Annotated in this window: 9 protein-coding genes; 7 read left to right on the top strand and 2 right to left on the bottom strand. The window is 54.2% G+C overall.

What is annotated here, in order from left to right:
* The 6 genes from Q0Y09_RS02940 to Q0Y09_RS02915 all read left to right on the top strand — a co-directional run.
* Positions 1-1,677: tetratricopeptide repeat protein (locus Q0Y09_RS02940; protein WP_297717359.1), on the top strand; the 1,677-nt coding region annotated here is incomplete at its 5' end.
* A gap of 13 nt (positions 1,678-1,690) precedes the next feature.
* On the top strand, positions 1,691-1,825 hold the full coding sequence (locus Q0Y09_RS02935; RefSeq protein ID WP_255654015.1) for a hypothetical protein: 135 nt from the start codon (positions 1,691-1,693) through the stop codon (positions 1,823-1,825).
* A gap of 586 nt (positions 1,826-2,411) precedes the next feature.
* Positions 2,412-3,518 (top strand): DUF3991 and toprim domain-containing protein, encoded by a 1,107-nt coding sequence (locus Q0Y09_RS02930; RefSeq protein ID WP_297717352.1) that lies wholly within the window; start codon positions 2,412-2,414, stop codon positions 3,516-3,518.
* 290 nt (positions 3,519-3,808) lie between these two features.
* Positions 3,809-5,623, top strand: coding sequence for a type IV secretory system conjugative DNA transfer family protein (locus tag Q0Y09_RS02925; protein ID WP_367184324.1), 1,815 nt, complete (start codon positions 3,809-3,811; stop codon positions 5,621-5,623).
* Between the two features lie 14 nt (positions 5,624-5,637).
* Positions 5,638-5,892 (top strand): helix-turn-helix domain-containing protein, encoded by a 255-nt coding sequence (locus Q0Y09_RS02920; protein WP_006876445.1) that lies wholly within the window; start codon positions 5,638-5,640, stop codon positions 5,890-5,892.
* A gap of 12 nt (positions 5,893-5,904) precedes the next feature.
* A complete protein-coding gene (locus tag Q0Y09_RS02915; RefSeq protein WP_006876444.1) occupies positions 5,905-6,126 on the top strand; it encodes a hypothetical protein in 222 nt (73 codons plus the stop codon).
* 180 nt (positions 6,127-6,306) lie between these two features.
* Here the strand turns inward: Q0Y09_RS02915 and Q0Y09_RS02910 are convergent, their stop codons facing one another.
* Entirely contained in the window at positions 6,307-7,449 is a 1,143-nt protein-coding gene (locus Q0Y09_RS02910; protein ID WP_195446549.1) for a DUF4317 domain-containing protein, read from the bottom strand.
* Between the two features lie 192 nt (positions 7,450-7,641).
* Positions 7,642-7,965: a helix-turn-helix domain-containing protein gene (locus Q0Y09_RS02905; RefSeq protein WP_178686387.1), complete on the bottom strand. Its 324-nt coding sequence runs from the start codon at positions 7,963-7,965 to the stop codon at positions 7,642-7,644.
* Between the two features lie 193 nt (positions 7,966-8,158).
* Here Q0Y09_RS02905 and Q0Y09_RS02900 point away from each other — a divergent pair.
* Positions 8,159-8,544: hypothetical protein (locus tag Q0Y09_RS02900; protein WP_297717332.1), on the top strand; the 386-nt coding region annotated here is incomplete at its 3' end.

Genomic DNA, 8,544 nt, shown 5'->3' with positions numbered 1-8,544 from the left:
GCCCGCCGCTGTTTGTTTGGCGGCAAGGATCAGCCCCAGGATCTTGAGCAGGCGTTTACCCTGTTCCAACAGGAGGCGCAAAAAGGCAATGCGCTGGCCATGCACGATCTGGGCCGGATGCTTGCGGACGGGCTGGGCCGGGAGATTGATATGCAGGCCGCCCATGTGTGGTACAGCAAGGCGCTGGCCGCTTTCCACGCTGTTGAGAGGCAGAAGAAAAAAAGCTATGCGGAGTACCGGATCGGCAAACTGTATGCCGCGGGCCTCGGCTGTGAGCAGGACTATGGTGATGCCGCCCGGTGGTTCCAACTTTCCGCAGACAAAGGGTACAAGTATGCGCAATATTCCCTTGCCGGCCTGTTTCGCCGTGGACAGGGTGTGGAACAGGACGATGCGTGGGCGCTGGAGTTATACACAGCTTCTGCACAGCAGGACTTCCCCTATGCCTCATACGAGTTAGGAAAGATGTATCGGGACGGCATTGGCTGTGAGAAGGACGCCGAAGCGTCGGAACAGTGGTACCGGCAAGCCTTCGCCGGATTTCTCGAATTGGAGCAGCAGAGCCATGACGATAAATTGCAGTACCGCATCGGATGGATGCTCCTCCATGGTGTAGGGACTGGTAAAGATGAGGCGGCAGCCAGGGAGTGGTTTGAACAGGCGTCCAAACTGGACAATCCCCACGCGCAGTACCAACTGGCCCGGATGATTTTCAATGATCCATCCTCTACACCGGAGCAGACAGCCCAGGCATTGGAGCGGCTGACAAAGGCGGCGGAATCCGGCCAGGACTGTGCTCAATACGCGCTCGGCAAAATCTATCGGGATGGTCAGGGCGTGGAAAAAGACATTCAAAAGGCGGTGGCTCTGTTCACACTTGCGGCAACGAAGGAAAACAGCTTCGCCGCCTTTGCTCTTGGCAAGCTGTATCTTGCCGGTGACGCAGCCCTGCCCAGAGACCCGGCGGCCGCACTGAAATGGCTCACATACGCTGCGGAACTTGGGAACCAGTTTGCCCAGTACCGCCTGGGAAAACTGCTGCTGAAGGGAGACGACGGTATCCCAAAGGATGTAATAGCCGCCATCCGCTGGCTTACTGCCGCGGCCAAACAGGAGAACGGGTATGCGGAATACGCCCTGGCTCTGGTCTATCTCACAGGAGAAGATGCACCCAAAGACAGCGTAAAAGCACTAAGTCTGCTGAAGCGGTCAGCAGGCTGGGGTAATCAGTTTGCGCAGTACCGGCTGGGCAAGCTGCTGCTCCAGGGGGAAGATGCGCCAAAGGATGTGAAAGCCGCCATCCGCTGGCTCACCGCCGCAGCGGAACAGGGCAATCAATACGCCCAGTATGCCCTCGGCAAGCTCTATCTGCTTGGGAAGGAGGTCCCAAAAGATAGATCCAGTGCGATCAAGTGGTTCCAGCTGGCAGCGGATCAGGGCAATGAATATGCTCAATATTTCCTGGAACACATGGATGACCGCTTGGGCCAGCCTCCTGTGGCGGCCGTCATTTCGCTGTTCCACCATCTGGCCAACATTTTCCAGGAGCAAAACCAACCACCGCCCTCCGGTGGCGTCCGGGTCGTGGTGGATCGGAAGCTCCTACGTAAAATCAAGGCGAAGAAGATCGCTCAGGGCCACAAGGCGGATGACCATGAGCCGGAAATGCAGCTATAAGGGAGGTAATCTTTTGAAACAGAAAGTGCAGTTTAAACAGCAGATTTTATTGGCGCAGCCAAAAGGCATTCAAGGGCTGAAAAGGCAAAAGCCAATCCCGTGCAGACCTGTTCTGTTCCATCGGAAACTCAAGGGAAGGAATCAGTGAGAGGCATATGAGGTATGAACCTACGGACTCCCATTAATAGCCTCTGGAGCTTCAACAAGAAGTTCTGAAATCTTTTTCTCTTTTTCAGTTACCCTTTCAGGCACCTTTCCAGTCACACTACCGCTATGGTCTATGGGTGTCGGGATCAAGTCCAAGAGCTCCGAAAGATGCCAACCAACCGAATGAATTAACACAGATCTGAGAGGCCGCATACTGCGGCCTCTTTTTTGATAAGGAGGGATGTAGCGTGCCATATATCCACTTCACAGAGGACCAAAAACTCCGTGCCAACTCCGTTGACCTGGTGGAGTTCCTGCGCCGGCAGGGAGAGAAACTCATCTCCTCCGGCCAGGACAAACGCCTCACCTCAGATCACAGTATTACTGTGCATGGGAATGAGTGGTATGATCATGCTGCAGAGAGGGGTGGCCATGCAATCTCCTTTGTCCAAAATTTCTACGGCCTGACTTACCCTGAAGCAGTGACCCGTCTGCTCAATGGTGAACAGGGGGAGGTGTATGTACCGGCGGAGAAAAAAGAAAAAGAGCCGCCAAAGGAATTTGCCCTGCCTCCCTCAAACCAGGCCATGCGGCGGGTATATGCTTATCTGCTCCAGCAGAGGCACATCAGCCGGGAGGTACTAAGCGCTTTCGCACAGAAGGGACTGATCTATGAGAGCCGGGAATTGTCCATAGATCAGACAAAGGTGTATCACAACGCCGTGTTCGTAGGATTCGATGAACGCGGCGTTGCCCGTCATGCCCACAAGCGGGGCCTCTATACCCAAGGAAAAAGCTACCGGGGCAACATAGAGGGCAGTGATCCCCGGTGCAGTTTCCACTGGGTCGGTACCAGCGACCGTCTCTATGTATTCGAGGCCCCCATCGATCTGCTTGCCTTTCTCACCCTGTACCCGGACGGCTGGCAGCAGCACAGCTATGTGGCTCTCTGTGGTACGGCGGAACATGCTATGCTGTGGATGCTGGAGAAAAATCCAAATCTGCGGAAAGCCATCCTTTGCCTGGATCACGATGCCGCCGGAATCGAGGCCGCCGGCCGGCTCTCGGATATTCTGCGGGAGCATGGCTATTCTCAAATTGCCTCGCTGCAATCCGAATACAAAGACTGGGACGAGGATCTGAAAGCGTGGAATGGACTGGAGGCCCAGCCCGCCGAGGAGCATCCGCAGTTTGCGGTGGCGGGGCTCGTCTGCCGGCGAATCGGAGCCAGGTGCAAGGAAGTTCAGCCGGACCGGGCGGTTTATCAGTTCCCCGGATTGCTCCTACGGTACCGGAACGACCTCCATTGGGGACGCTTTGACCAGGCGATGGAACGTATGGAAACCATGGCGGCGCTGGCCCTCTCGGTGGTGCTGCGGGAGTGCAAACAGATGGGTATCGCGCTGACCACTGAGCAGGGCGTCCGGTTTTTAGAAAGCCACATCCTGCCTCATCAGAACCGGAGTATCCTCAAGAACCGAGCGGATGAGATCGCCATGCAATTCCAAAGCGTATTGGCCAAGAACAATCGCCAGGGTATCCGTACCCAGGCAGAGAAAAAAGAGGTGGCCAGCGCATGGCTGGAGCTGGCCATCTCCTGTGCCAAGGTGCCGGTCAAGTACGAGGCCGACGAGATCAAACGGCGGCAGAAAGAGGAAAAGACCCAGAGGGAAACTGAGCCAGTGATGGCCTAAGCCTGAAACAGCAAAGCGGAGGAATGGCTCAGTCCCACTCCTCCGCTTCTTCCTGGCTGCTTGTTTGTCTGCTGAGATATTCTGCCCGCTCCTGCTTATTGGCTGGCCGGGTTGCCTGCTTTCCACAGTCCGGGCATTGCTCCGGCAGTTCCGGCGCCTCAAACAGATAGTAGCAATGGTCACATGCGCAAATCAAAGCAATCACCTCATACCAATTTATTATAGCAGACAAAGCGAAAACTGAACATCCCCTTCTGATATTAAGGCGTAGATATCAAAAGGAGGATCATGTGCCAACGCAAGTTATAACACTTATCGTGGTAGGCGCCATCATGTTTCTCGTGATCGGCGGCCTCGCGTTTCTCTCCCATTACTATACCCTTGACGGAATCAAATCCAAGACTGTGGGCGACGGCCAGCACGGAACCGCACGCTGGGCTACCAAACAGGAGATTCGGCAGACCTATGCCCATGTCCCTTTTGAACCAGAGCTGTGGCGCAAGGGAGAGCATCTGCCGGAAAAGCAGGGCCTTGTCCTTGGCTGCGAAGGGCCCAAAGACCATGTTACAGCTCTGGTGGACACCGATGACATCCACGCCATGGTCACCGCCGCCAGCGGCGCCGGAAAGACCGCGTTCTTTTTGTACCCCAACATCGAATATGCCCTCGCCAGCGGGATGTCCTTCCTCTGCACGGATACCAAGGGCGACCTGTTCCGCAATTATGCCGGTATTGCCAAGGACTGCTACGGATACCAAATCGCCGTGTTGGATCTGCGTAATCCCACCCGCTCGGACGGCAACAACCTGCTTCATCTGATCAACAAGTACATGGATATCTATAAAGCCGACCCCAAAAACCTGGCGGCAAAGGCCAAGGCAGAGAAATACTCCAAGATCCTCGCCAAGACCCTCATCAACACCAGCGGCGGCGACAGCGCCCAGTATGGGCAGAATGCTTTTTTCTACGATTCCGCCGAGGGCCTTCTGACTGCCATGTTCCTGCTGGTGGCCGAGTACCTGCCCACCGAGGACGCGGACGGCAATCCCATTGAAAAGCGCCACATCGTGTCGGTGTTCAAACTGGTGCAGGAACTGCTGGCCCCCAGCCGGGTGAAGGGAAAGAATCAGTTCCAGCTCCTGCTGGAAAAGCTCCCGCCTAATCATAAGGCCCGCTGGTTTGCCGGGTCCGCCCTCAACACGGCGGAGCAGGCCATGGCCTCCGTAATCTCAACGGTACTGTCCCGCCTAAACGCCTTCCTCGACTCGGAGATGGAGCAGATCCTCTGCTTTGACACCGCCATTGACGCGGAGAAGTTTTGCAATGAGAAATCCGCCATCTTTATCGTACTGCCCGAGGAGGACCAGACCAAGTATTTTATGGTCAGCCTGATCCTCCAAAACCTGTATCGGGAGATCCTCACTGTGGCCGACGAGAACGGCGGCCGGCTCAAGAACCGGGTGGTCTTCTTCGCGGACGAGTTGGGCACCTGCCCGCCCATTCAGTCGCTGGAACTGATGTTTTCCGCCTCCCGGTCCAGAGGACTCATGCTGGTGCCTATCGTCCAGAGCATTACGGGACAGCTGCAGAAAAACTATGGAAAAGAGGGCTCTGAGATCATCGTGGACAACTGCCAGGTCAACCTTTACGGCGGCTTCGCCCCGGCCAGTCAGACTGCGGTGGAACTGTCCAAATCTTTGGGCAGCCGGACGGTGATGAGCGGCAGTATCTCCCGCGGGAAAAACGATCCCAGCCAGTCCCTCCAGATGATGGAGCGTCCCCTCATGACCCCGGATGAACTCAAGTCCATGCCCAAGGGCAGCTTTATTGTGGCCAAGACCGGCGTCCACCCCATGAAGGTCAAGCTGCGGCTGTTCCTCGACTGGGGCATCCGGTTCGGCAAGCCCTATGAAGTGCCGGAGAAGGCCCAGCGGTTCGTTGCCTATGCTGACAAGCAGGAGTTGGAGGAGTCCATCATCCGCCGCCACTATGGGACGATTGTAATGGATAGTGAGCAGCCGCAGGGAGGCGGCACATCCGCTGGCGGTATGGCTCAGGGAATTCAGGCCGCACCGGATTCCCGCAAAACGGTATTTCGGCCTTGACGGAGGGAAACAGAATGAACAGCTTTAGAAATATCTACAATTCCAATCTAAGCCACAGAGCCAAGAGCGTCTATATGTACCTCAAGGATCGGGCAGACAGCGAGGGACGCTGCTGGCCGGCCATCAGAACCATTGCTCTGGAGTTGGGGCTTTCCCGCTCTACGGTCAAGCGGGCACTGGATGATCTCTGCAGGGCTGGTCTGCTGCAAAAGGACCCACGCTGGCGGGAGAATGGGAGTCTTACTTCCAATCTGTATCATGTGGTATGACGGAGGTGTCCAATGCTGGTTGAGATCGATCTACTGGATTATTTGGCTTATCAAATGGGATGCGGAATTCTTTCTGATCTTCGGCTGTTCCAGCAAAGTGAACGGCTGCACAGGCTCACTGCCGCGATCCCTTTAGGTGCATGCAGCGAACAGGAATGGCTGGATGCGGCACAGTATTTGACAGGCCATGACTGCGCATCAGCACTGGAAGCAAGAAACCGTCTGGTGAGATAGCCTGTAAAAAGCAGACCCTCCCGCCAAGGGGAGGGTCTACATATCATGTGAACCGAGTCCCGGTTCATAATGAACCAACCAGAAGCGCCCACTCTAAGGATTTTATTTAAGACAGAAAATAACAAACAATATCTGGCCTTAAAGGTTATACCGCCTTGCGTTGTGTCCGGCTTTTGAAATTTAATCGTCTTTCTGTGCAGCTGTAATGCTGACAGCAAAACCGTTGACCTCCACGCCATCTTCAGTAGGGATTAGGAGGTACTTGCGCCCGTTGATAATTTGAGTTTCCACCAGGTAACTATACTCTGGATCAGCAGAAATGGTGATCTCAGGTGTCTTGATCTCAAAGCGGCTGCTGTCGATCAGGTTTGCCGGATTCAGGACAACCCCCGAACCAAACTGCTCGCCGCAGTTTTCCTGGAATGCTGCCACCTGTTCATCCGCAATCCCGCAGCTTTGAAGGATTTGCCCTATTTCTGAGGCACTCATCTCCAGAGGTTCCGAACTCCTGCTCTCCCTGTGCTCCTTGATTTTCTCACGCAGCTGTTCATGAACAGTCTGCATCACTTCCAGACTGCAGTCAAACGCATCGCTCAGAGCTGACTGGAATGCTTCCTTCTGCTCAACGGCAGACATCGGCGCTTCCACATGGAAGATCGCGTCAATGAACTCCTGGTGAATTTCATTGGCCTTCCTGCTGTAAAAGAGAGCGTTATAGATATTTGCTGCCCGGTCATCGAATGCCGGGAAGAGAAAACCCAGCTCAGGAGGAGCGACGGTTTGCCCGGCAGCACAGTGGAATTCATTGTCACCGGGAAAATATCCCAACTCTACCTTGCCCTCCTTGATGGGGCACACAACACAGACGATGTAGGTGAACACCTCATCCGAGGCATCCGCTTGCAGGGAATCATCCTTGCCCCGATGGGGAACATCGTAGCTGTCACAGGCCAGGAGCAGCAGGTAACTGCTGTCCCCCATGTCCAGACTGTCAATTACCTTGTGGTAAAAGGTCTGGCGGGCCTCGTTGTCCTTAAGCTGGGAATCCCGCAGTGTGGTGAGCAGGCGGTGTTCCTCACTGTCCACTACCTGCTGAGTGGAGAATACGATATCAATGAGGTTTTTCCCCAGGGAACCGGACAGTCCCTTCTTCAAAAGGCTCAAATACTTCTCGGACTCCTCCTGCGGCATCATGCCCAGGGATTCGTCCAGATCGGAAACGATCTCTTTACTGCTGTTGACATAGCATCCATAAACACGGCTGATGGCGCTTTTTTCCGGGCGAAAACGGCGCCGCAGCTCATTGATTTCTTTTTGGTTCATTTTTTCCTACCTCGCTTTGTAATCGGAACGGTTGATAACAGACGATGAAATCCATTTTAGTGGAAAGAGCTTGAAATTTCAATAGCCGGAAGTTCTTTCCCCCAAGAGCGCAAAAAAGAAACCGCCCATGTCAGAAACTATCAGGAACTGACTGAGCGGCATATTTTTCATGTCAAACGCCAGTAGGAGCGGTTATTTTCTGATCCAGTCCAGAAAAACAGCTACTTTCTCCAAGTCTTCATCCGGCAGGGCAAGCAGCTTCTTGCCTATGATCCCACGCAGGGAATCCGGATCGTCCATAGGAGCAAAGAAAAGAGTTGGCGTCAAATCAAAGTATTCCATGATGTTGAACAGCTCCCGGAGAGAGGGCATAGAAATTCCATTGGTGATGCTTCTGATGTAGGAGCCGCTCTTTCCAAGCTCCAGGCTCATCCGATGCTCAGAAACGCCCTTCTGTTCCCGCAGCTCTGTGATGCGGTCCCGCACAAACGCTTCATAGCGGCGGTTATCGTCCATGATCCTCTCCCTCCAATCTCTACTTATTATTTTAATATAAGGGAGCGTCGCGGGTTCGCACTTAAATCATCAACTTTCGCTTCACACAACGAATAATTAGTGATATAATTATTAAAATGGGCGAGAGTTTTATATTTCTATTATGAATCACAATCAATAAAATATGACTGCGACTGTGTATGAGGGCTGTCAGATGGGAAGCTGCTTCTTTATAGGGCATAGGGAGACACCAGATCGGGTGTACCCAACCCTGCTTGAAACCATAGAGCGCCATATCACGGAATATGGCGTATCTGAATTTGTGGTGGGGCGGTATGGCAACTTCGACCGTCTGGTGATCTGGGCACTGTCGCAGGCCAAGCGAGCGCACCCGGATATTACGCTGATGCTGATGACCCCATATTACCCAGTCAACAGAAAGGTGGATCTGCCAAAGGCGTTCGACGCCCTGTTCTATCCGCCGGATCTGGAAACGGTCCCCAAACGGCTTGCCATCGTCCGCGCAAACCGATATATGGTGGAGCGCAGCGATTTTCTCATCGCCTATGTGCGGCATCCGGCCAGCAATGCCAGAGAACT

Origin of the sequence: Intestinimonas sp., assembly GCF_026169115.1 — a bacterium.
GTDB lineage: Bacteria > Bacillota > Clostridia > Oscillospirales > Oscillospiraceae > Intestinimonas.
This window is presented reverse-complemented; position numbering and strand designations above follow the sequence as displayed.